The sequence below is a fragment of the Weissella soli genome (genome assembly GCF_001761545.1).
Classification (GTDB): Bacteria; Bacillota; Bacilli; order Lactobacillales; family Lactobacillaceae; genus Weissella; species Weissella soli.
In genome coordinates, this window is record NZ_CP017326.1 from 715,336 (window position 1) to 736,414 (window position 21,079).

Below are 21,079 nucleotides of genomic sequence, written 5' to 3' on the forward strand. Positions count from 1 at the left end.
CGTGCGTTTACGAAATAAAAAATGGGCTAGCGGTTGGCTAGCAGAGCACAATGACTTGGTTATCGATCAAGAACGGGCCACTGGCTTGCAAGGAAACTGGCAAACCATCTTTGAAAAGACCCAACCCATTCATGTCGAAATTGGTACCGGTAAGGGGCAATTCATCATTGGCATGGCTAAAAAGTATCCTGAAATTAACTTCATCGGGATGGAAATTCAAGAATCAGCGGTGGCCGTGGCGGCCCGTAAAGCGGCTGAAGACGAGGCTGTACTACCTAACTTGAAGTTTATCTTTGGGGATGGTGCAGGCGTTGAGACTTACTTTACCAAGGGTGAAGTTGCCAAGATTTTCTTGAACTTCTCAGATCCATGGCCAAAGTCACGTCATGAGACACGGCGACTAACTTATAAGACCTTCCTTGAAGGTTATCAGAGTGTCTTACCGGCGGGTGGTGAGCTCGAATTCAAGACGGATAACCGTGGTTTGTTTGAGTACTCATTGTATAGTTTTGCCAATTTTGGTATCAAATTTGATCCAGCTGGTATTTCATTGGACTTGCACAATGATGCGTATAAGATGGTTGATAATGTTGCCACTGAGTATGAAGAAAAGTTTTCAGCGCAAGGTTTCCTAATTTACAAGTTCGTTGGTTCATTTGAATAAGCACACTAAAAGCGGATCTGCCCGAGTTGGGTAGATCCGCTTTGTTGTCCTTAGCTTAATCTTGCAAAGTCGCAGCGACTTCAGTCATCACGGTAAAAACCACCTTGTTCTTACTGATTTCAGTCTGCGTTTCGGCACCGAAGCCAACTTGTTGTTCAGTTTGTTGGGCTAAGAAGCCAGCTTCTAATTCGAACGAGGCTTTTGGATTATCATCCAAGCGTGCTTCGATAATCGGTCCATCGAGTTGCCAACGTTGGATGGCCGCTTTTTGGCTGAGCATGGTTAAGTGACCAAAGCCGGCATCCGTAAAAAAATTCTCAACCGCTGCAATACCATTTAAATCAATTTCACGGGCAATGTTTTTACCTGCCCAGTAGGTGATTTCATCGATATCTTCCTTCAACAAGTCGGGTAGCAGGCGATCCCGAAGCAACATTAGTGCGAACAAGCTTGCTGTGTTTTGTGGAGTATCCATCTATATTTATCTCCAATTTCATATTATCTGATTGTTGTCATACTGACCATTCATTATTATAACGAAATTCGACCAGATTTGCCAATTGTATAACAAACATGTTACAATTGATGTTATCGGAAGGACACAATTTGTATGCAAATGCTCGACACACCTTTAATAACTAGCACGCTTGGCCTACTAGACGGGGACATGCGTTCACGTCAAATGACTGATCCCGCGACTAACAATTGGGGCAGTGATGGGGCCTTGACGCTTGCAACTGTTGCTAGTTTGTCATCAGGATACAACTTATCTAAGATGATGACTGAATTTACGAAATGGTACACTAATGGGGCTTATTCATTAAATCATGAAAAAGTCATGCCCGGTCACACAACGCGATATGCCTTAGAGGAGTATTTACAAGCCCACGATCCTTATAGTTCTGGTGGGCGGGGCATCCACGATAATGGCAGCGGCGCCTTAATGCGTCTCACGCCAGTGGTTCTGTTCCTCATTACCCAATATGGCAATGAATTCTATAAGGACGATGCCGCACGGCTGATCTTACATCAAGTTGCGGGTCTCACGCATAATCATCCCCAAGGATTGATTGGCGCGGGGCTATATGGGACCTTTTTGTCACTATTGTTAACCACCCGTAACGTCCAAGACGCTGCGGAAGAAGCGTTGGCTGAAACCTATGAATACTATTCAAAACATACCATCTTTGCTAATGAACTACCGGCCTTTGAACGCTTGAATCGGCCAGCATTTGTCGAAATGTCGATTGATGCGTTAGAGGCGAATGGTTACTTTATCAGCACGATTGAGAGTGTCTTATGGGTCATGTATCATGCGGTATCTTATGAAGATGCGCTGACGCTGACACGCGGTATCGCTGGCCAATCCCACCGCATCTTGCCACTCGTTGGGGCGCTAGCAGGAATGTATTTTGGTGTCAGTCAACTACCTGATTATATTAAAAATATCGAAAAGAATAATGTGGCCGCGCAAGTGCTTGAACGGGCCTTGCGCAGTGGCAATTTTATTGCCCAACCAGCCATGAATGAATAGTAGCCGAGAGAAAGTCATAGTCGCTCGGCTACTTTTATACTATACTTATATGAGGAATAATAAGTAAAAATTAATTTAGATTAGGGGAAGTGCTATGCAGAAGTATGTGCTACATGCGCCATCGCACAAATTAATTACATCAGGAAAGGTACGCGAAGACATCGTCCAATTGGCTAGTGATTTAGATTATGCCAAGCTGTCAGTCGACGTCGTCCTAGAAACAGAATTTGAGACTGGGGATATCATTTTGTATCCTTATCCTTCTGAAAAAGGTAGCGAACAACTTGACTTGCTCCGTATCGAGCACATTAAAGACTTAGGGGCTCGTGTAATCGTTATCACTTTGAACATCGACTACCTGCGTTATCCCGATGCGGATAAAGGAGCGATTATTCAGAGTTTGAATGATGCAGATTTCGTGATTTCATTGACTATGTACTTAACCACTCAATTGCGTGAAGATGGCATGACGACGCCAGCGGTCGATTTAGGATTACATGACTACCTGGTACCAGAACCACTCAATGCACCTTCATTCGAGAAGACAGTGATTTTTGCTGGATCACCGTACAAAGCACCATACGTCATGAACTGGCCAAATACAACTGGCTTAGACGTGTATGCGCGTGAACAAGATTTACGTGGGGTGGAATTCCAAACGCAAAACGTGCAATACGTGGGGTACATGCACCCAAACCGGATGCCCAAGTTGATTAACTATGGTTTCGGGTTAGCGTTTGACGTGGATTCTGCCGCTGGTGATTTTTCGGATTACCAAACGATGAACTTGTCACATAAAGTATCAATGTTCTTAGCCGCCGGGATCCCAATTATTTTGAATGCCAAAGCGGCAGTAGCGCCGACGATTGAAGCGGCTAACGCTGGTATCTTGATCAACGAAATCAATGATATCGACTTAGCGCTGGCAGATTTACGTGAGTCTGATTATCAGGACCTAGCTGCCGGAGCCAATGCCCTTGGTCGCCTGGTACGACGTGGTTACTACTACCGTCGTGCGATTCTGGAAGCTGAGAAGCAACTTAACTAATTAGCATTGCTTTATAAATACTGATCATCAAAAAACACCGCCTAGTTCGAACTAGGCGGTGTTTTTTTGTTCTCGTGGTAAGGATTAACTGCAAGACTGGCATACTCATCTGCTAAATATAATTTGATTTTCCAGCTCATAAGTAAGGTTATCAGTAATTTTCGATTTATTAAGCAAACATTAAGACAATTCATTGTGAAATAGTAGAAACAGCCCACTCATAAATTCTTGTATTAGACATTTAATAACTTGTATATAACAGCTAAGATGCTATTTAAATGAAATATTGGTCAAAACAGGCATCGTTCAATTAATTATGTTCTGTTATCGACAACCTTTTACCAGCGTTCAGTGCATTTTGCAGTGTCATATTTTTAACCCGGCTCTTATTTGTTCGTGAAGACATGTGTGTTTTGTTAAACCAATAGACCTTGCTGGTACCGTTTGAAGCTACGTAAACTATTTGATTAGGCTTAGCATAACCAATGAAATGGCTATTTTTTGATTCTGTAATTTTTATCGTGTAGCCGCCACCGCGCTGATTGGCCAATTTAACCCCGGCAAAGGTTTTAATCGTCAGGGTTGGTTTTTTAACTACTGGGTTGATTATCCCGGTGGCCGTGCCAGTGGTGTAGTTAATCTTCGCGTTAAATGAGACATTATCTAAGGTGACAGTGGTCGTACCGTTGCTATTACGCTTTTCTTTGGAAGAACCCAGCTTGATCGCAAGTAACTTACCGTTATTTGAGTAACCTACATAAGTTAAACGAACATGGCGGGGAATCAATTCAGCCCCCGAGTATTGCGGGGTGACTTGATAATCTAAGCGATAGCTCGGGTTGTTTTTGACCCAGGTCGTCAGTTTGTTTTCATAAAACAACATACCATTAATATTGTTGGCATTCAGGCCATTCACTGATCCTGCATTTAAATAGTGGGTTTCAATGGTCAGATTGCGCGGGACATTGTTTAAGCCACTGAGCTCATAGCCAATGAGGTGCCCGCGATCAAAGAGCCATGCTTTTTTGGTACTATTTTTGTCGAAGGATAAGTGATAGTTATGCCAACCGATTGGGTTGTACGTTAGCGCTGTGCGCTCTAATCTTGGTAATTGGTTCGCACTGACTTGAATATGGGCAGTGCTGGCGCGTTGGTACCGATCTAAATTACCTAGCATCAGTTGTTTTTTGGTCGTGTATTTTAACGGGGCATCGGTCGCCGCGTTAACCGGCGTAGTATGCAGCAACACTGTGCTCGTCAACACTGAGATGAGTAGGATGGGGACTATGTTTTTTTTCATTGGATTCGAGCTCTCTTCGCGTAGGGTGATGGAAATCAAAGTTAGATTGGCTGCCTGCTTAGTTAAACGTCGGCTTTGCCTGCCGGTTGCACTTGGTGATACCAGGCTATGAAATTTTTCATCAACATGCCCAGGCGCAGCACAAACCTTAAAATAATCAAACTGGTTTTATTCTATAAAGAATGGCACAACTTTACAACAACAATGTCAAACCACGGTTGTTGTGACCGCTGCAAGCTCGTCTGAATCTGACGAAAATACCTTTTAATATGGTCAAATGATTTAGTATTTTTTAATCAGATAAATATCATTTATTTTTTGTAAGAAAAGTATTATGATTATGGTGTAAACAAAATGCAACCGCTTACATCATTGTACTAACCATGGTTCAGGCCTGCCTCGCAGCGTTTGAACCATCTGAAGTACCACCGAGTAGGGTACTCGGCATTGTAGGTGGTAGCAAAGTCGAAAAGGAGATAGTTGTCATGGCAACTGAAACAAAGAACATGGACCGTCGGTGGTTGGTTATCGTCGGGACGGCGATGGTCCAACTAGGAGTGGGTACATTTTATGCATGGAGTATTTTTAATACACCGATTCTCAGAATGTTTCATCAAATTGTGTTAGATAAAAACGGCCAGGCCGCGGCCCAACAACCACATCTTGGCGCGGTATCATTAATCTTTTCCATTGGTGCGTTAGCCTTGGCGCTTTCAACCATTTTTGTTGCGCGCTTGGTACGTCGTTTTGGTGTCCGGCGGGTAACCATGGGAGCGGGCTTAATGTTTGGTTTATCGACGCTGGTTATTTCAACCATTCATCAAGCTAGCCAACTCTGGATGTTTTATCTGTTTGCTGGGGTTGTCTTGGGGGCTGCCGACGGGATTGCTTATATGGCAACCTTATCAAATGCGATTAAGTGGTATCCCGAAAAGAAGGGTTTAATTTCTGGAATCGCGATTGCCTTCTATGGTCTGGGATCATTTGTCTTTAAGTTCATTGATGCTGCTTTTTTGGGCAATGATGTCGTCAAGAATTTACCAACGGCCTTCATTGGTTGGGGCATGAGTGCGATGGCATTGATCCTTGTTGGGGCGCTTCTATTACGTGACGCACCCGATGTGGCACCGGCAAACCAAGCTGGTACCATTAAAAACCACGAATTTACGACAGCTGAAATGTTGCGGACACCGCAAGCATATCTCTTATTTTTGGCATTATTTACCATTTCTTTGAGTGTTTTCATGACGGGAATTGCGACGAATTTAGGCACGACATTGGCCGGACTGTCTTTGGCAGAAGCTACTACCGTTGTGGCTTTGATTGCCATTGCTAATACGATTGGTCGGTTCGTCATTGGCGCATTGTCTGATAAGCTCGGTCGTAAGCCAATGTTCATCCTGTCTTATGCAGCGACCTTGGCAGCAGTGTTGGTGTTAACTTTCAGCACACAGTTGCATATGGTGACATTCTATATCGCCATGATGGTAGTTGGATTTTTCTTTGGTGGCACAATTACAGTATTCCCAACGATGGTGGCCGATTACTTTGGTTTGAAAAATCATAGCCAGAATTATGCTCTTATTTATCAAGGGTTTGGCTTTGGTAGTCTAGCCGGTGCCGTTATTTTATCTTTCGCGGGTGGTAATTTGCACATTGTATTTGATGTTTATATCGTGTTGTTAATTATTTCGTTGATCATCTGGGTGGGCATCAAGAAGCCCGTCTATGATTTGAAGTAACAGACCGTCAGTTAACTGAATCAATTTTTAGCTAATCTCTTTGAAAGGGGATTGGCTTTTTTCTTGTTAATTTTGTAAAAAATACCGCCATACAGGCAGACACGGTACAAAAGATTAAGGGGGGCAATCAATATATAGTGGTTGCTGAACGGTTGGTAGCTCGCCATTTGATGAGATAGCAGGTCCTGCCATACCGGTTTGGGTGCCATGCCCTGTAAATGGCATGCCCCCGATGACTTTCCAAAAAGAAATTGACTAATTTCGAAATTATATGAAAGCGCTTACAATAAAAGTGCTAAAATATAGGTGTAGAAAATATTAAGCACTACAAGGGGGTAATTATCTTGCGCTATATCAATTATTTGGGGACAGATGCTTACACGAACATCGCTATGGATAGTTGGTTGTTATACAACCTAAAACTCAATGAACCGGTTTTCTCACTTTGGCAAGATGCACCATCGGTGATTATTGGCCGGAATCAAAACACCTTCGCGGAAATTAACCAGGACTACATTGATCAACATGATATTCCAGTTGTTCGCCGGATGTCAGGTGGTGGTGCAGTTTATCACGATTTGGGGAATATCTGTTTCACCTTCTTCGTGCCAGTTTCAAGTAGTGGTGAGGTCAACTTTAAACAATTTGTGCAGCCCATGTATGATGCGTTACATTCACTTGGTATTCAAGCCGAAATTTCGGGTCGCAATGATTTGGAGATTGATGGGAAAAAGGTTTCCGGTAATGCGCAACGTTATGCTGGTGGCTATTTGATGCATCATGGGACTTTGCTTTGGGATACGGATGTTGATGCCATGGTGCATTCACTGAATGTGGCCGATGAAAAGTTCATGTCCAAAGCCGCTAAATCCGTGCGTAGTAGAGTAGGTAATATTAAAGACTATGCGCCAGATATCACCATTGAGCAGTTTATGGCGGCGTTGCAGTATTACTTAACCAACAATGGACAAGATGGCGAATACGTCCTAAATGACACGCAACTCGCCGGTATCAAACAATGGCGTGACGAACGTTTTAGCACTTGGGCATGGAATTATGGTGCTAGCCCAACATTTGATTTTAACAATCATGCCAAGCTACCGGGTGGCAGTATCGATGTCCATGCTAACGTCACGGCTGGTTTAATTGAAGATATTGATTTCCAAGGTGATTTCCTCGGTGTCCGTGATTGGCGTGACATCAAGGATGCCTTTATCGGTCAGCCATTTGAACCAGCGGCGATCTTCCGAATTCTTGAGCAGCATAAAGAGGGGCAATACTTTGGTACCATCGATAATCTAGCCTTATCAGAACTATTTACCGGTTCACAAGTTGAACCAGAAAGGATTAACTCATGACAATTACTGAAACAAACAAGAAGATACTTGACTTCAACTATCAACTAGCAGCGCAAGATGAGGCCTTCCCAACCTTACAAGTCTTAGCAAATGACGGTTCAGTTGTGGATGAAGCTGCTTTAGAACGTACCGGATTGACGGACGATCAGTTAGTCGAACTAATGAAGCACATGCTATTTAGTCGCGAGTTGGACATTCGCTCGACTAAGTTGGCTAAGCAAGGTCGGTTTGGCTTCTTCGCACCAACCGCTGGGCAGGAAGCTTCGCAAATGGCCTCAGCGTTTGCTTTTAATGATGAAGATTGGCTATTCCCAGGTTATCGTGACATTCCAGAAATCATCATGAAGGGGTGGCCAGTTTGGAAAGCCATTCTTTGGTCACGGGGCCATGTCCAAGGTAATGTGATGACCACTGATGACGGCAAAGATGTTCACAGTTGGTTCCCACAGATTATTATCGGCGCTCAATATGTTGAAGCTGCGGGAGTAGCTCTAGGATTGAAGAAGCGGCAAAAAGATGCCGTTGCTTACGCCTATACTGGTGATGGTGGTACTTCCCAGGGTGATTTCTACGAAGCCATGAATTTTGCGGCTGCCTACCAAGCCAACGCTGTCTTTATTGCACAAAATAATGGCTTTGCGATCTCGACCCCGCGTGATTTTCAAACGGCCGCAAAACACCTGGCTGCCAAAGGCTGGGCGGCTGGTATCCCAAGTGTCGTCGTCGATGGTAATGATGCCATTGCCGTTTATCTAGCTGCTAAGGAAGCCCGTCAATGGGCGGCCAGTGGCAATGGACCAGTGCTGATTGAGACCCTGACTGACCGGTTGGAGCCCCACTCAACCGCGGGGGATGATCCTCTGCGTTACCGTACTAAAGATGATATTGATGCTTGGTGGCAAAAAGATCCCCTATTGCGGATGCGTCACTTCTTGACCCAACGTGGTATTTGGAATGAGGAGCTTGAGACAGCTTACATCGCAGAAGTAAATGCGCACATTGATGACCAGATCAAGCGAGCTGACGGTGTTGAGAAACAAAAGATTAGTGATTTCTTGAAGAATACGCTTGAGGTACCTAGCCAAGTGATGCAAGAACAGATTGCAATTTTTGAAAGCGAGGGCAAGTAAAATGACTGAAAAGACTTATATTGCAGCGGTGCAAGACGCCCTTGATTTGGCGTTGACCAAAGACGACAATACACTGATTTTTGGTGAAGATGTTGGTAAGAACGGTGGTGTCTTCCGTGCAACGGATGGATTGCAAGCAAAGTTTGGTGAGGAGCGGGTCTTCAATACGCCCCTAGCAGAATCTGCCATTGGTGGTCTCGCAATTGGGTTAACAACCCAGAACTACCGGCCAGTGATGGAAATTCAATTCTTCGGTTTCTTGTTTGAAGTGATGGACTCAATTGCTGGGCAAATGTCACGTAACCGTTTCCGCTTTGGTGGTACGCGCCAAATGCCGATCGTGGTTCGTTCGCCATATGGTGGTGGCACAAAGACCCCTGAGATGCACGCTGATAACCTAGAAGGTATGGTTGCCCAAATTCCGGGTATCCGCGTTGTTATGCCGGCTAATCCGGCCGATGCAAAAGGGCTATTGCTGAGTGCAATTGAATCAAATGACCCCGTAGTGTTCCTAGAGAACATTCATCTCTATCGTTCAATGAAGGGCGAGGTGCCTGAAGGTTACTACACAACCCCACTTGATAAGGCGGCGATTGTGCGTGAAGGGCAGGATGTCACGATTATCAGCTATGGTGGAGGTGTACCTGTGGCCCTCAAAGCAGCTGATGAATTAGGTAAGCAAGATATCAATGCTGAAGTATTGGATTTGCGGACAGTTTCGCCATTAGATATTGAATCAATTGGTGCTTCTGTAGAAAAGACAGGTCGGGTCGTTGTCGTGCAAGAAGCACAGCGGATGGCCGGTATCGGCGCCACCGTCATGGCTGAAATTTCAGAACGCTTCATTTTGAGCCTGAAAGCACCGATTGGTCGCGTCGCTGCGCCAGACACGGTGTACCCATTTGGTCAAGCTGAAAACGATTGGATGATTAAGGCGGATGACGTCATTGCCAAGGTAAAGGAGATTGTAGATTATGACTGAAATTTTCAAGATGCCTGATATCGGCGAAGGCATGGCTGAAGGTGATATCACGGACTGGCTCGTTAAAGTCGGGGATGTCGTCAAGATGGACGATCCAGTGGCTGAAGTCCAAAACGATAAGCTCATGCAAGAAATCTTGTCACCTTACGCCGGCACAGTTACAAAATTATTTGTCGACCCCAATACGACGGTTAGTGTTGGCGACCCATTGATTGAATTTGACGGGGATGGTCAGGGAACGGCGGCGGCCGCACCGGCTGCACCAGCATCAGAACCGGTAACTACTGCCGTTACACCAGCGCCAGCGACAGCTCCAGTGACTGAACCAGCCACTGCACCGGAGCGACCAGTGGTGGCTTCCAACGGTCAAATCCTAGCGATGCCATCAGTCCGGCACTATGCGGCAGAGCATCACATTGACCTGTCACAGGTACCAGCTACTGGCCGGCATGGCCACATCACCCTAAATGATGTCACGAATTTTGCCGGTAGTGCACCAGTCGTAGCAGCCACGCCGGGTGTTCCGGTGACTGAAGTAGCCCAACCAGTCCAACCACCTGTTCCTGAAGCTGCACCCGCACCAGTGGTGGCACCGACTGTTACTGAGGGTCGGCAACCCATGACACCAACTCGCCGGGCGATTGCGAACGCGATGAGCGCACAAAATGCCGCCATCCCAATGGTGACTAACTTTGATAGTGTGGAAGTCTCTAAGTTGGTGGCACACCGGCAACAATTTAAGCAACGGGTTGCTGATGAAGGCATCCACTTAACTTATTTGGCTTATGCTGTGAAAGCTTTGGCAGCTACCGCCAAAAAGTTCCCTGAATTAAATGCTTCAGTCGACATGGCCACTCATGAAATTATCTATCACGAGGAAGTGAACATGGGGATTGCGGTGAATGCACCAGCTGGTCTGTACGTACCCGTAGTCGCCAATGCTGACGCCAAGTCAATCACCGTGATTGCAAAGGAAATTGCCGAGCTGGCTGATGCAGTACGTAATGGCACGATTAAGCCTGCTCAAATGAAGGGCTCAACGATTACCATCTCAAACCTAGGTTCCGCTCGGGGTACCTGGTTCACACCAATTATCAACGGTTCAGATGTCGCCATACTTGGTCTCGGATCAATTTTGAAGGAACCAATTGTCAATGAAAATGGTGAATTGGCGGTCGGTCAAAACATGAAATTGTCATTGACATACGATCACCGTTTGATTGATGGGATGTTAGGTCAGACTGCTATGAACTACTTAAAGCAGTTATTGGCTGATCCAGCCTATATGTTGATGGAGGTGTAGAGACATGGTAGTAGGCGCACAAGCAACAGAATTAGATACAATTGTCATCGGTTCCGGTCCTGGCGGATATGTAGCGGCCATTCGGGCAGCTGAACTCGGCCAAAAAGTGACGGTGATCGAACGTGACGCAATCGGTGGGGTTTGTCTAAACATTGGTTGTATTCCGTCAAAGGCGTTAATTAATGTTGGCCATCATTATCAAGCCGCGACGGCCGGTAATCCATTCGGATTGACCACCGGTGACGTCCAGCTCGATTGGCAACAAACCCAAGATTGGAAACAACATCAAGTGGTTGAAAAGTTGACTGCCGGTGTTGCAGGGCTCTTCAGAAAGCACCATATTGATGTGATCAAAGGCGAGGCGTCATTTAATGACAATGAGACCATCAACGTGGTGCAAGAGGATGGTCATCAGCTCTTACAGTTTAACAACGCGATTATCGCCACCGGTTCACATCCTGTAGAAATTCCTGGTTTCAAGTTTACTGGACGCATCGTAGATTCCACTGGGGCACTGAGTTTGCCAGAGATTCCGAAGAGTTTAATTATTATCGGCGGTGGGGTCATCGGTTCAGAACTTGGTGGGGCTTATGCTAATCTTGGCACAAAAGTCACCATCATCGAGGGTCTTGACCACACGTTGAATGGCTTTGACGCCGAGATGACCAAGCCAGTGTTAGATGACTTCAAGGCTAAAGGTGGCCAAATTGTGACTTCCGCGAAAGCTAAGGCAGCCGTGCAAAACGACACTTCAGTGACCGTGACTTTTGAACTCGATGGAGCTGAACAGACTGTCACAGCCGATTACCTCCTAGTCTCAGTTGGTCGTAAGCCAAACACAGACACCTTAGGACTGAATAACACAGATGTTCACTTGACGGACCGTGGTTTGATCGACATCGATGATCAAATGCAGACGACAGCTGCACACATTTACGCCATTGGTGATATCACAGCCGGCCCAGCACTTGCTCATAAAGCCAGTTACCAAGGTAAGATTGCGGCGGCCGCCATTGCAAATGACGCAGAAGCGCATGACATTCACTATTCAATGCCTTCAGTGGCTTACACCAATTATGAATTGGCCACTACTGGTGAAACGCCTGAGTCTGTCAAAGCACAAGGATTGGCTGCTAAGATTTCAAAGTTCCCATTCGCCGCTAATGGCCGGGCCTTAACAATGGATGAAGCAGTTGGGTTCGTGCGACTCATTACCGATAAGGCAACCAATGCCCTCATCGGTGCCCAGATTGTGGGGCCGGGCGCTTCAGATTTGATTTCAGAACTATCATTGGCGATTGAAAATGGGTTAACCTCAAATGATATCTCATTGACAGTTCACCCACATCCAACTCTCGGTGAAGCCATCATGGACGCTGCCGAAGTGGCCGATGGTCTCGGTATCCACGTTTAGAACGATTAATTAAGATATCTTGGAATTGTCGCAGATTGGCAATTCCATCTTGCGAATATGGCGAAATTGGTAAACGCAACGGACTTAAAATCCGTCCCTTGTTACAAGGTTGTGGGTTCGACTCCCACTATTCGCATCTAGGTAGGAGGTCATGAGCATGAATTTTATCACATCAGATGGTGTCAAACTAAGCTATGAATTAAAGGGGCAGTATGGACAGCCAGTTATCGTGTTTGTTAATGGGTATTCGGCATCCCAATGCACCTGGCTTGAACAGGTACCAGCGTTTATGGCACAGTCATATCGCGTGCTGACCTGGGATTATCGGTCACATGGGCATAGTCAACGGGTTGATTACGGCTTGCGAATCGCCCGGCTAGCACAAGATCTGGCCGAGCTATTGACCTCACTCCAACTAGACCGCCTCATCTTAATCGGCCATTCCATGGGGGTAAGTGTCAGCTACGCATTATTGTCATTGCATCCCGAAATATCAGTGATGGCGCTGATTACCGAAGATCAACCACCCAAAATGATTGCCGATGATGACTGGCATTATGGGCGTCATCAGTTGACTTACGCCGATATCGTGACCGCTGCCAAAAAATTCCCAACAATGCGCTTGATCAAGCGGCCACTGCCGCAAGATGTCAAGATCGCGATTGGCCAGCAAACGGTCCCGTTTGATTATGGTGCCACTTTGCCATTATTAATTGATGGTTTAGGACAAAACTTTCTCGATGTCGTTCGTCACGAACAGATGCCGCACTTGTTTTTAGCGGGAGGCGCGTCATTACTCTATGATGCCGAACACGCGGCCGCCGCACATGCGTTGCAACAGCATCCATTATCTCAGGATTATGTTTTTGCGGATTGTGGTCATATTCCACATTTGGAGGCGGCAGATGAATTCAATCGGGTGGTCACAGACTGGTTAACCACGTTAAAACTGTGAGGTATTTAGTATGTATCAGCATCATCACATCTCTTTATTAACGGAGAACGTCGTCGCAAATAAGCACTTTTATACAGATGTATTAGGCCTGCGGTTTATTAAGAACTCAGTTAATCAAAATAACCCACATCGGCGTCATATCTATTATGGTGATTATGTTGGCAATCCAGGGAGTGTGGTGACGTTTTTCCCGGTCAATTTTCATGGCCGGCAACGGGTTGATGGTCCCAGTTATTTTGATGGTTTGGCTTTTAACGTGTCCCTTGAAAGCTTAGGGTTTTGGCAGCACCGTTTAGTTAATCAATTTCAAATCGCTGTGGTACAGGCACCAAATACGTTGATTTTTCAAGATTCCGATCATGTTCCACTGCGTTTACAAGGCGTTGAAAACCCACCACGCAGTCGTTGGACAACCAACCCCCAGAGTGACATTCGTGCACAATATCAACTACTAGGTATCGCGACAACAACGCTCGTCGTTAGAAATCAAGCTGCCACGGTACAGTTTTTTGAGCAAATGTTTGGGTTATCTGCGATTGATCATGTGATTACGTTAAATCAATATGAGCATTTGTTGATTAAGCAAAGTCAAACAGACGCTTCGTTAAAGTGGGGGCCTGGTTCAGTTGATCACTATGCGCTTGGTGTTGCGACAAGTACGCAACTCGATGCACTCTGGGAACGTGCGGCCCAGTTAGGCTACCAACAAGAATTCCGAGCCAATCGTGGTTATTTTGAGTCCGTCTATTTCCGTGAACCAAGCGGCCTCCGAATTGAAGTAGCCACCAACGGTCCCGGATTTACGCTTGATGAAAGTATCGCTGACCTAGGCACGACCTTATCCTTACCGGGTGAATTTGAAACCAGACGGGCAGAAATTAACGATTACTTTGCACGACATGGTTTGTTGGATTAGTTTGACCGTTTGATTATTAGTATGACCTCCAGTTGGACGATGCATTTGAACACTTTTGATAACGTCTACTGTATAATTAAGGTAATTAATTTCATTAGGAGAACGATTATGGGGAAGACAAAAATAATTAGTACGCTTGGGAAAGTGGCGCTGAATGCAGTCGCTCCTGATGTATTGGAGCAAGGAACAAAAATGCTTAATAATCAATTGGAGAAGAGAAAAGAGTACATCAAAATACCCGATGTCAAGTCAGTTGATATTGAAGATGCTAAGGCGACATTGGACAAGTATAATTTTAATCATTCTGAGGTCCCTGTGCAGCCCGACGCAGAGTATGCCAATGCAAAACCTAACACGATTGTCAAAATACAACCAAAGGAAAATACTTCTGTAGCGCCGAACACATTTGTGAAAATGTACTACGTAGATGAGCAAACTATTATAAGTAGTAAAATTCTAGTTCAAGAAGCAGAAAATGCAAAAGCTTCAAAAAAACAAAAGCGGCAAGATCGAATCCAAAATGTAATAGGAACTACTTCAAACGTATCTGCCAACATTGGTGAAAAATTGCATTTAAAAAAGACTAAAAAAGTTGAAATAGAAATCAATGATGATCAGATTTGACCACTAATCAAAAAAACCAAGGCCTTATTTTGATAGGTCTTGGTTTTTTGATATAGATAAATATTTATTCTATTAAAGAAAGCAGTGGTTAAACTGGTTATTTAGTTGGCATCCATTGCATTCGCAATTTCATTGTGCACCCGTTGAATTTCATCTGACGACATTTCTTGATACGAAACACCATTAATCATTGAACCGGTACCGTTCATTTGATCCCGATTAATTGTTGAGGCAGCGCCACGGTACTTGCTTGCTAAGTTTCGTAGTGACGTGAGGGAGATATTTGAGCGAACATTGTCTGAAACAGAGTTCAAGAAAGTACTATTCAAAGCTGAAGTAGGGTTGGTTTTCAATTTGTTCATCACTGCTTCAATCACTAATTGTTGACGAACTTGACGGCCATAGTCACCCCGAGGATCATCGTAACGCATGCGTGAAAAGGCAAGAGCAGCTTTACCATCTAGTTTGGTTTCCTGGTTTTTAATAAAAGAATAATCCTCATAAGAGAAGGTTAGGGGAGACTTTACTGAAACACCACCAACAGCATCCACTAATTGCTCTACCCCCTTCATATTCACCAAAAGATAACCATCTAATTTAATATTAAGTAGTTGATTAACTGTGTCAACTGCTTGACTGGCATTTCCAAGTGCGTAAGCCGCATTCAGTTTAGCATCGGTACCATCGATTTGAATTCGTGTATCACGTTGCAAAGAAATCATTGTGGTAGTTTTTGAATCTGGGTTAACGACCATAACCATCATGGTATCCGTACGTCCTTTGTATGTCCGTCCGAGTTCACCGGTATCAGTCCCAAGGAGAAGATAAGCAACTGACTTACCGGCATTGGTCTTGCTATCTGAAGATTTACTCAACAGGCTATCCATTGAGTGAATCTTATGAGTGAATCTTAGAAGTAGTCTCGTGAATTTTATATGCTGCGACACCACCAAATACAACGATAACAGCTAGGGCGATTCCTAGAACCCATAACAGAATTCTTTTTAACATGGGTAGAGCTCCTTAATTATTACGAATATACTATTCATTATATACTATGGGTAGAACATTGGTTACTGATAGTAAAAATAAAATACGGAGATGGATGTTGGTTAATAGCAACGGGAAACTGTCAAAATAGATAATCTTCAAAAATACGATTCCTTCTAGTTTACATAATATATATTATCAAGAGTTGTCATTTAACAGAAAATAACTACCACAGCTCTGAAAAATCGATGCCCTATGACTACCTCATTGAGCAATTAGACGAATCCTTGTTAATGCTTATTATAGACATAAAAAGCTATGCCTAATTGCTACATAGCTCTTGAAATATTACTATTTTAATAGAAACAGTTCTTCAATTTTACTTTCCAAAATTTCTTGACGATTCTGTAACTCATCAATACCAAATATGTTTTGGTTTTTATCAATGGATTCATTCAAAAATAACCCTAATGAAAGACCAACAAGTTTCCCATCAATTGTCAAATTTTTCTTTTCTTCAAATGAACGGTTCCCCATTTCCGAATTATATGGGGTTAATGTCAAATTCCCTAATTTATGAACATTTTCAATTTGAATTTCTTCAGCTTGTCCGCGATCAGTTGGACTAATTGCATCCTTCCAAGAATCTGATAGGTTTTTCCCTTGTGGAATAATATGTTCAATCGACCACCTTAGATTTTTATTATTGTCATATTCGTCAAGCGTATCAACCGTGGCTTTATCAAAATATTTACCAAATTCTCGCTCAAGTACAATCAAAATGAATCGAGCTGTTCTTTTATTTTTATCATAAATTCCTTCTTGTAAAGCAAGCTTGACAGCCTCAAATTTGGGTTGAATTCCAACTAACTTATCATGTATTCGCTGAATAAGCTCCTCTGATCGCCAATCACTCTCTGAAATTTCTTTTCGTAAATTATTCATTGCAGCTCTCATGTTCGATGCTTTAGGCGTTAGTGCAATATTTCTCATTACATAAAGTTTGATTAAATCGGCGATAATTTGATTGAATTGCTCATCTGTTAACTCATACTTTTCTTGGTTTTCTAATAAGTTTAAGACGAGAGGATAACTTGTTGTAGCATCTAGTTTTGCGAGCCCTGAAAGTGACCAGCTATAAACCTTTTCATTATTTGCAACTCTATTATATAACTTTGCTCGTTTAATTAAGGTATCTATATAGCAACTTCCAGCCTTTTTGAATATCTTTTCATATTCCTTGACTATTTTCCCCTTAGTTAAACTTGAAGTTGTCGTTGTTTCGAATGCATCATAATTATTAAGCACAAAAGATGTTATTTTTGCTGTATCAATATCTTCGTTCTCATTATCGGTAAAAACATCTTGTAATTGTTGCCATTTAGCTATTTGTCCACCCATTGAAAGATATACGTTTTTTAATAGATCCAATGGTGTAAGTGGAACTCCTTTTGAATTTAGACTAGCAAAAACTTGATATGCATCGGATAATTCTGGTACTGAAATTTGTAATAATTCTATATTACTTAGTTTTTTATAGAAGCTAAAAACATCATTGGCACTTTCAAACTTTGAAAATAATTCCTCGTTTATATATTTATAACGTTTATATAAAAAATGTCTTCCCCAGGCCCCAGCGGATTGATGATTTAATACTTTAACTAAATCTTCCCATATCTGCTGATCTTTATCTAGTAATACCAGGCGAACATTCGACTTATTTTCTACTGAGTCATCATCTGATTCATCTAAAAGTAATTGTCGCTTAATATCCGATTGAGTTTGAATTAATTTATCCAAACTTGGATCTGTATTATCCATCTCTTTTCGATATTCAGATAGTTTTTCATATGTTGCCAGTAACATTAATGATAGGGTTGTCAGGCGTTGTTGACCATCTATCACATTGTTATCGCCATTATCTGAATTAATCAGCAAATTTCCTACATAATACCCAGTATCTTCAGCTAAAATGTCATCAAAAAGTGTTTCAATTTGTTCATCTTTCCATGAATAGTTGCGTTGATAAACAGGTATTAAATATTTATTATCACTGTTAAATTGAAAAATGGTGGCTAACGTTTTTGTCTCTGGAGTAATTTTCATGATTATCCTTACCTAAATATTGTTTTACTATATATTAGATCACAATTCACCTTACATTGCACGAAAAATACAACTTATTTAGCCAATCAAATTTTTCCTACTTTATAATGATGATCGTTGATATTTCTTTCTCCAGATTGACACTGTTTGTTCATAAATATTTCTTGACACAGGCCATATCGTCGGAACTTATTGAAAGTCTAAACCTATCTTTTTTAAAGGCAACATGTACAATTAAGAACGAACGGATACCATACAATAAAACAACCCTCACAATAAAACAACCCTCACAATAAAACAACCCTCAACTTTTGATTGTTGGTTGAAGGTTGTTTTATTATCTATTTGTATCGCATTAACAACTGAATGCAGTAAGTGCTCCATCAAGAACCAGCATGTGGCCTGAAACATATGATGCTTCGTCGCTGGCCAAGAACAGAGAACCATTGGCGATTTCTTTTGCAGAACCTGTACGCTTCATTGGTACGCTTGGCAAAACAGCCTTTTCGAAATCACTACCCTCTTCGACCATTTCAGAACGTGTCAATCCTGGTGCCAAAGAATTTACGCGGATGTTATCACCAGCCAATGCAACGGCCATTGATTCAGTCATATGCTTGACAGCAGCCTTAGATGTTGAGTAGCTAATGTTAAATGGCATTGGTTGACGTGCGCCTACAGAAGCAGTGTTGATAATGCTACCTGCACCTTGCTTCTTCATGTAAGGTGTAACCAATTGGATCATTGTTAAGTATGACGTCACATTGACGTTAAACATGTGATTAAATTCTTCTGTTGGATCAATTTCATCAAGTGGTGTTGTGGCAAGAATACCAGCATTATTGTTCAAGATATCAATGCGTCCATATTTTTCAATTGTTGTATTAACAACATTTTCCAAATCTTCTTTTTTAGTAGAATCAGCTTGAATGAACAAGCATTCACCACCATTATCATTGATAGCCTTCTCGATCTCTCGCCCCTTCTCTTCACGGCGTCCAGTCATAACGACCTTAGCACCTTCTGCAGCGTAAAGCTCTGTAATCGCCTTACCAATGCCACTCGTTCCACCGACAACAATCGCGATCTTGTTTTCTAATCTGTTTGACATATCAATTCACCTCTGTTTTAAAATATTATTTATTTGCTTTTGACTATGTCTAAAGTATAGCGCATTGTTCAAATATGAGCAATGCATTCTGTTCATTTATTACCTTTATAAAAGCAATCATGATTATTTTCATAAATAAATAGATGATTTAGTGTTATTATTCACATTATGGAACTCTCAAATAATATTGAAATTAACTATCTTTTAGATAGCACAAAAATAGCCACCAATCATCTTGATTAGTGGCTATGACATGCGGTTTATTTTTGCTGAAAATCAAGGCTTGATATAGCTATAGCCTTGCTGTTGCTTAAGCGCTAGTTCCACCACTCCTGATGGCACGACCACTGCTACTGCGTCTTGTAAGTCTGCTGTAGCGATTTGGCGTTGATCGAGTGAATTTTGGCAAACGGCAATCTTGATATTATGATCAATCATCGCTATGAAATTAACATCAGACGCTTTAATCGCTTGTTCTACAGCTTCACCATTAATCAATAACTCGATCGTACCAGTCGAACCAGTTTCGCTGTACCACTCATTCATATGTTTGAGATTAGATAACACGGTTGGCCACTTGATTGTCTCGTCAATATGAAAAATAACATCCATGGTTGATTTCTCCTAATGTCACTTTTTAGCAACTTCCCCATCAAAACCTTTTCGATTTTCAATATTTAGTAGTTGTGTGGTTGCTGTTTCAAATTCCAATAATAAACACCTGCACCTAATATGCCAAACCCAATGCCTACCAAAACTGTCATCAAAGAAAACGTCGTGAACAAGTAGGCAACTACGATCAGTGTCAAATACGTTAGCCATTTTCCACCAGGTAATTGATAGCCTTTCGGTAATGAATCATCGTGACGTAATTTCAATGATGAAAAAATTGTGCCTAAATACTGCATAAAGTCACTCAACACGATTAATTTAATCAAAAACAGATAGCTACCACTTAACAGCAGACCACCTGCGATCGTCATTGTTACTAAAATAGCCAAAACGGGGGCGCCAAACTTGTTGGTAATTGCTAATTTTGCCGGTAAAAAACCATGTTCACTGGCCATTGAAGCCAATTCAATGGGCGAGTTAAAGGAATTAGCGATGGCTACCCCAATGATTGATAATGTCATGCCAGTAATAATCACTGTGCGGCCAGGACGACCCATGATGGTGCCGATGATATCTGCAACTGGCAATGATGAATGCACCAGGCTAGTGCCAAGAACTGTCACGGCCACTAGCTGCATGAGGACAAAGATGGCGGTTGTCACCAACATCACGGTCAAAATAGCGCGTGGTAACATTTTGCCAGGATTTTTCATCTCCTTAGCCGCAATTGGAATGAGAGAAAAGCCAGTAAACATATAGAATGCATTCCCAAAAGCCCCAGAAAAATTAGTAACTTGTGGCGTGTGCGTCATTGTAATATTATCAGCCTGTCCTAATGCTAACCAGGTTGCCACAGCGATAAACACTGCCGCAATCACGAGAATTTTAATCAAACTTGCTACATCATCAACGTAACTTGAAATACCTGTACCAAATAAATTGATGATAATCAGGATGGCCATAATTGTAATTGTCAAAGTATTATAGATAAATGGTTGCGCCACTATTGGCACGATCCCAGACAAGGTCTTTAAAAAGGCCGCAGATTCAGCGCTGATTGTGATTACCCCAAACAGCCAGCCAAACCAACCAACTAAGAATCCAGGAAATCGTCCAAACGCCTGATAAGTATATGTCCATGCTCCCCCATCATCATCAATTTTTGAGGACATTACCGCATAATGCATAGCTATCAACGTTGCTGCAATACCAGCTAGAATAATGGCAAGGATAGTTAAATTCCCACCCTGCTCATATAAAGTACTCGGCAAGAGAAATAGTCCTCCTCCA

The 21,079-nt window shown here is 42.7% G+C and carries 18 protein-coding genes, 1 tRNA gene and 1 pseudogene; 13 read left to right on the top strand and 7 right to left on the bottom strand.

The window, feature by feature from the left end; translation table 11 throughout:
* The first annotated feature begins 1 nt into the window (after nucleotide 1).
* Nucleotides 2-664: a tRNA (guanosine(46)-N7)-methyltransferase TrmB gene (gene trmB / locus WSWS_RS03405; RefSeq protein ID WP_070229962.1), complete on the top strand. Its 663-nt coding sequence runs from the start codon at nucleotides 2-4 to the stop codon at nucleotides 662-664.
* A 55-nt stretch (nucleotides 665-719) separates the two neighbouring features.
* Here the strand turns inward: trmB and WSWS_RS03410 are convergent, their stop codons facing one another.
* Nucleotides 720-1,139, bottom strand: a complete 420-nt coding sequence (locus tag WSWS_RS03410) for a DUF2507 domain-containing protein (protein ID WP_070229963.1) — start codon at nucleotides 1,137-1,139, stop codon at nucleotides 720-722.
* 192 nt (nucleotides 1,140-1,331) lie between these two features.
* Here WSWS_RS03410 and WSWS_RS03415 point away from each other — a divergent pair, with 192 nt between their 5' ends.
* Nucleotides 1,332-2,198: an ADP-ribosylglycohydrolase family protein gene (locus WSWS_RS03415; RefSeq protein WP_164699422.1), complete on the top strand. Its 867-nt coding sequence runs from the start codon at nucleotides 1,332-1,334 to the stop codon at nucleotides 2,196-2,198.
* Nucleotides 2,199-2,292: 94 nt separating this feature from the next.
* Nucleotides 2,293-3,246: a glycosyltransferase gene (locus WSWS_RS03420; RefSeq protein WP_070229965.1), complete on the top strand. Its 954-nt coding sequence runs from the start codon at nucleotides 2,293-2,295 to the stop codon at nucleotides 3,244-3,246.
* Between the two features lie 310 nt (nucleotides 3,247-3,556).
* Here WSWS_RS03420 and WSWS_RS03425 read toward each other — a convergent pair whose 3' ends face one another.
* Nucleotides 3,557-4,546, bottom strand: a complete 990-nt coding sequence (locus WSWS_RS03425) for a DNA/RNA non-specific endonuclease (RefSeq protein WP_070229966.1) — start codon at nucleotides 4,544-4,546, stop codon at nucleotides 3,557-3,559.
* 485 nt (nucleotides 4,547-5,031) lie between these two features.
* Between WSWS_RS03425 and WSWS_RS03430 the strand changes: the two genes are divergently transcribed.
* The 10 genes from WSWS_RS03430 (at nucleotide 5,032) to WSWS_RS03475 (ending at nucleotide 14,970) form a co-directional block, all read left to right on the top strand.
* On the top strand, nucleotides 5,032-6,288 hold the full coding sequence (locus WSWS_RS03430) for an OFA family MFS transporter (RefSeq protein WP_070229967.1): 1,257 nt from the start codon (nucleotides 5,032-5,034) through the stop codon (nucleotides 6,286-6,288).
* A gap of 344 nt (nucleotides 6,289-6,632) precedes the next feature.
* Nucleotides 6,633-7,646: a lipoate--protein ligase gene (locus WSWS_RS03435; protein WP_070229968.1), complete on the top strand. Its 1,014-nt coding sequence runs from the start codon at nucleotides 6,633-6,635 to the stop codon at nucleotides 7,644-7,646.
* Nucleotides 7,643-8,776 carry a thiamine pyrophosphate-dependent dehydrogenase E1 component subunit alpha gene (locus tag WSWS_RS03440; protein WP_070229969.1) on the top strand — a complete coding sequence of 378 codons (1,134 nt, stop codon included), beginning with the start codon at nucleotides 7,643-7,645 and terminating at the stop codon, nucleotides 8,774-8,776. Before WSWS_RS03435 ends, WSWS_RS03440 begins: the two co-directional genes overlap by 4 nt.
* Before the next feature lies 1 nt (nucleotide 8,777).
* On the top strand, nucleotides 8,778-9,758 hold the full coding sequence (locus tag WSWS_RS03445) for an alpha-ketoacid dehydrogenase subunit beta (protein WP_070229970.1): 981 nt from the start codon (nucleotides 8,778-8,780) through the stop codon (nucleotides 9,756-9,758).
* Nucleotides 9,751-11,061, top strand: a complete 1,311-nt coding sequence (locus WSWS_RS03450; RefSeq protein WP_070229971.1) for a 2-oxo acid dehydrogenase subunit E2 — start codon at nucleotides 9,751-9,753, stop codon at nucleotides 11,059-11,061. Before WSWS_RS03445 ends, WSWS_RS03450 begins: the two co-directional genes overlap by 8 nt.
* A gap of 4 nt (nucleotides 11,062-11,065) precedes the next feature.
* The gene (gene lpdA / locus WSWS_RS03455; RefSeq protein ID WP_070229972.1) at nucleotides 11,066-12,475 is read left to right on the top strand and encodes a dihydrolipoyl dehydrogenase; all 1,410 of its coding nucleotides are present in this window, start codon (nucleotides 11,066-11,068) and stop codon (nucleotides 12,473-12,475) included.
* A gap of 51 nt (nucleotides 12,476-12,526) precedes the next feature.
* Nucleotides 12,527-12,611, top strand: a tRNA-Leu gene (locus WSWS_RS03460).
* Nucleotides 12,612-12,632: 21 nt separating this feature from the next.
* Entirely contained in the window at nucleotides 12,633-13,430 is a 798-nt protein-coding gene (locus tag WSWS_RS03465) for an alpha/beta fold hydrolase (RefSeq protein WP_070229973.1), read from the top strand.
* A gap of 10 nt (nucleotides 13,431-13,440) precedes the next feature.
* Nucleotides 13,441-14,346: a VOC family protein gene (locus WSWS_RS03470; protein ID WP_070229974.1), complete on the top strand. Its 906-nt coding sequence runs from the start codon at nucleotides 13,441-13,443 to the stop codon at nucleotides 14,344-14,346.
* A 108-nt stretch (nucleotides 14,347-14,454) separates the two neighbouring features.
* Complete coding sequence (locus tag WSWS_RS03475; protein WP_070229975.1) at nucleotides 14,455-14,970, top strand: PASTA domain-containing protein; 516 nt, start codon at nucleotides 14,455-14,457, stop codon at nucleotides 14,968-14,970.
* A 101-nt stretch (nucleotides 14,971-15,071) separates the two neighbouring features.
* Here WSWS_RS03475 and WSWS_RS03480 read toward each other — a convergent pair.
* The 5 genes and pseudogenes from WSWS_RS03480 to WSWS_RS03500 all read right to left on the bottom strand — a co-directional run bounded on the left by WSWS_RS03480 (nucleotide 15,072) and on the right by WSWS_RS03500 (nucleotide 21,060).
* Nucleotides 15,072-15,981, bottom strand: a pseudogene (locus WSWS_RS03480) (LCP family protein).
* A gap of 330 nt (nucleotides 15,982-16,311) precedes the next feature.
* Nucleotides 16,312-18,066 (bottom strand): DUF262 domain-containing protein, encoded by a 1,755-nt coding sequence (locus tag WSWS_RS03485; protein WP_070229976.1) that lies wholly within the window; start codon nucleotides 18,064-18,066, stop codon nucleotides 16,312-16,314.
* 355 nt (nucleotides 18,067-18,421) lie between these two features.
* Nucleotides 18,422-19,177 carry an SDR family NAD(P)-dependent oxidoreductase gene (locus WSWS_RS03490; protein ID WP_070229977.1) on the bottom strand — a complete coding sequence of 252 codons (756 nt, stop codon included), beginning with the start codon at nucleotides 19,175-19,177 and terminating at the stop codon, nucleotides 18,422-18,424.
* A 276-nt stretch (nucleotides 19,178-19,453) separates the two neighbouring features.
* On the bottom strand, nucleotides 19,454-19,789 hold the full coding sequence (locus WSWS_RS03495; RefSeq protein WP_070229978.1) for a DsrE family protein: 336 nt from the start codon (nucleotides 19,787-19,789) through the stop codon (nucleotides 19,454-19,456).
* Between the two features lie 65 nt (nucleotides 19,790-19,854).
* Nucleotides 19,855-21,060: an APC family permease gene (locus WSWS_RS03500; protein ID WP_237342599.1), complete on the bottom strand. Its 1,206-nt coding sequence runs from the start codon at nucleotides 21,058-21,060 to the stop codon at nucleotides 19,855-19,857.
* Nucleotides 21,061-21,079 lie beyond the last annotated feature (19 nt).

Excerpts from the sequence above, each read along its gene's own strand:
- WSWS_RS03485 (WP_070229976.1), bottom strand. The coding sequence starts at position 18,066 with ATGAAAATTACTCCAGAGACAAAAACGTTAGCCACCATTTTTCAATTT.
- WSWS_RS03470 (WP_070229974.1), top strand. The coding sequence starts at position 13,441 with ATGTATCAGCATCATCACATCTCTTTATTAACGGAGAACGTCGTCGCA.
- WSWS_RS03430 (WP_070229967.1), top strand. The coding sequence starts at position 5,032 with ATGGCAACTGAAACAAAGAACATGGACCGTCGGTGGTTGGTTATCGTC.
- WSWS_RS03445 (WP_070229970.1), top strand. The coding sequence starts at position 8,778 with ATGACTGAAAAGACTTATATTGCAGCGGTGCAAGACGCCCTTGATTTG.
- WSWS_RS03440 (WP_070229969.1), top strand. The coding sequence starts at position 7,643 with ATGACAATTACTGAAACAAACAAGAAGATACTTGACTTCAACTATCAA.
- lpdA (WP_070229972.1), top strand. The coding sequence starts at position 11,066 with ATGGTAGTAGGCGCACAAGCAACAGAATTAGATACAATTGTCATCGGT.
- WSWS_RS03415 (WP_164699422.1), top strand. The coding sequence starts at position 1,332 with ATGCGTTCACGTCAAATGACTGATCCCGCGACTAACAATTGGGGCAGT.
- WSWS_RS03420 (WP_070229965.1), top strand. The coding sequence starts at position 2,293 with ATGCAGAAGTATGTGCTACATGCGCCATCGCACAAATTAATTACATCA.
- WSWS_RS03450 (WP_070229971.1), top strand. The coding sequence starts at position 9,751 with ATGACTGAAATTTTCAAGATGCCTGATATCGGCGAAGGCATGGCTGAA.
- WSWS_RS03490 (WP_070229977.1), bottom strand. The coding sequence starts at position 19,177 with ATGTCAAACAGATTAGAAAACAAGATCGCGATTGTTGTCGGTGGAACG.
- WSWS_RS03410 (WP_070229963.1), bottom strand. The coding sequence starts at position 1,139 with ATGGATACTCCACAAAACACAGCAAGCTTGTTCGCACTAATGTTGCTT.
- WSWS_RS03465 (WP_070229973.1), top strand. The coding sequence starts at position 12,633 with ATGAATTTTATCACATCAGATGGTGTCAAACTAAGCTATGAATTAAAG.
- WSWS_RS03475 (WP_070229975.1), top strand. The coding sequence starts at position 14,455 with ATGGGGAAGACAAAAATAATTAGTACGCTTGGGAAAGTGGCGCTGAAT.
- WSWS_RS03425 (WP_070229966.1), bottom strand. The coding sequence starts at position 4,546 with ATGAAAAAAAACATAGTCCCCATCCTACTCATCTCAGTGTTGACGAGC.
- WSWS_RS03495 (WP_070229978.1), bottom strand. The coding sequence starts at position 19,789 with ATGGATGTTATTTTTCATATTGACGAGACAATCAAGTGGCCAACCGTG.